The sequence below is a fragment of the Variovorax sp. 01T439_2 genome (genome assembly GCF_056398445.1).
The window spans coordinates 1-2298 of record NZ_JBFTPJ010000933.1 but is presented as its reverse complement, the minus strand read 5'-3'; the positions used below and the strand labels follow the sequence as shown (position 1 = coordinate 2298).

The 2298-nt window shown below is 65.3% G+C and carries 1 protein-coding gene; it reads right to left on the bottom strand.

The genetic code is table 11. The features are described from left to right. Positions 1–2298: pyruvate dehydrogenase (acetyl-transferring), homodimeric type (gene aceE, locus AC1DOC_RS29990; protein WP_478131153.1), on the bottom strand; the 2298-nt coding region annotated here is incomplete at both ends.

The window sequence follows — 2298 nt, the reverse complement described above, 5'->3', positions numbered from 1 at the left end:
AGCTCGGGCAGCTCCACACCGAGGCCGAAACGCCCCAGTCCTTCTCGAGCAACTCCTGCGCCGCGAAGCTTTCGCGCAGGATCGTGCCGCTGCCCAGCAGCTGCACGGTGGGCGACTTGGCCTTCAGCGCCGGGCCCTGCCTGGACAGGTACATGCCCTTGATGATCTGCTCCTCGGTGCCGGGCTGCAGGCCGGGCATCGGGTAGTTCTCGTTCAGCAGCGTGAGGTAGTAGTAGACGTTGTCCTGCTTCTCGACCATGCGCTTCAAGCCATGGTGCAGGATCACGCCCACTTCGTGCGCGAAGGTCGGGTCGTAGCTCACGCAGTTGGGGATGGTGTTGGCCAGGATGTGGCTGTGGCCGTCTTCGTGCTGCAGGCCTTCGCCGTTGAGCGTGGTGCGGCCGGAGGTGCCGCCCAGCAGGAAGCCGCGCGCCTGCATGTCGCCGGCCGCCCAGGCCAGGTCGCCGATGCGCTGGAAGCCGAACATCGAGTAGTACACGTAGAACGGCACCATGATGCGGTTGTTCGTGCTGTACGACGTGGCCGCCGCGATMCAGCTCGACATGCCGCCGGCTTCGTTGATGCCTTCCTGCAGGATCTGGCCGGCCTTGTCTTCCTTGTAGTACATGACCTGGTCCTTGTCGACCGGGGTGTACTGCTGGCCAGCGGGGTTGTAGATGCCGATCTGGCGGAACAACCCTTCCATGCCGAAGGTGCGCGCCTCGTCCACCAGGATGGGCACCACGCGCGGACCCAGCGCCTTGTCGCGCAGGAGCTGCGTGAGGAAGCGGACGTAGGCTTGCGTGGTGGAGATCTCGCGGCCCTCGGCCGTGGGTTCCATCACCGACTTGAAGGTGTCCAGCGAGGGCACCGTGAAGCTCTCGTCGGCCTTGGTGCGGCGGTGCGGCAGGTAGCCGCCCAGCGCCTTGCGGCGCTCGTGCAGGTACTTCATTTCCGGTGTGTCGTCGGCCGGCTTGTAGAACGGCAGGTCGGCGATCTTGCTGTCCGGGATCGGGATGTTGAAGCGGTCGCGGAAGGCCATGATGTCCTCGTCGCTGAGCTTCTTGGTCTGGTGGACGTTGTTCTTGCCCTCGCCGATCTTGCCCATGCCGAAGCCCTTGACCGTCTTGATCAGGAGCACCGTGGGCTGGCCCTTGTGCTTCACGGCCGCGTCGAAGGCCGCGTAGACCTTCTGCGAGTCGTGGCCGCCGCGGCGCAGCTGCCAGATGTCGTCGTCGCTCATCTTGGAGACCATCTCGAGCGTGCGCGGATCGCGGCCGAAGAAGTGCTTGCGGACGTAGGCGCCGTCGTTGGCCTTGAAGGCCTGGTAGTCGCCGTCGTTGGTCTCCATCATGATCTTGCGCAGCGCACCTTCCTTGTCGCGCGCCAGCAGCGGGTCCCAGCCGCTGCCCCAGATCAGCTTGATGACGTTCCAGCCCGAACCGCGGAATTCGCCTTCGAGCTCCTGGATGATCTTGCCGTTGCCGCGCACCGGGCCGTCCAGGCGCTGCAGGTTGCAGTTGATGACGAAGATCAGGTTGTCCAGGCCTTCGCGCGCGGCCAGGCCGATGGCGCCGAGCGATTCGACTTCGTCCATTTCGCCGTCGCCGCAGAACACCCAGACCTTGCGGTTCTCGGTGTTGGCAATGCCGCGGGCGTGCAGGTACTTGAGGAAGCGGGCCTGGTAGATGGCCATCAGCGGGCCGAGGCCCATCGAGACGGTCGGGAACTGCCAGAACTCGGGCATCAGCTTGGGATGCGGGTAGCTGGAGAGGCCCTTGCCGTCGACTTCCTGGCGGAAATTGAGCAGCTGCTCTTCGCTCAGGCGGCCTTCGAGGTAGGCGCGGGCATAGATGCCGGGCGAGACGTGGCCCTGGATGTAGAGGCAGTCGCCGCCGTGGTTTTCGCTCTCGGCGTGCCAGAAGTGGTTGAAGCCGGCGCCGAACATGTTCGCCAGCGAGGCGAAGGAGCCGATGTGGCCGCCGAGGTCGCCGCCTTCGGCCGGGTGGTGGCGGTTGGCCTTGACCACCATCGCCATGGCGTTCCAGCGCATGTAGGCGCGCAGGCGCTCCTCGATCTCGAGGTTGCCGGGGCAGCGCTCTTCCTGGTCGGGCTCGATGGTGTTGACGTAGGCCGTGTTGGCGGAGAACGGCTTGTCGATGCTGTGCTGCCGCGCATGTTCGAGCAGCTGCTCGAGAAGGAAGTGGGCCCGTTCAGGTCCCTCGCTTTGGATGACGGAGGACAGTGCATCCATCCATTCACGGGTTTCCTGGGCGTCCGCGTCGTTCGCGGCCGAGC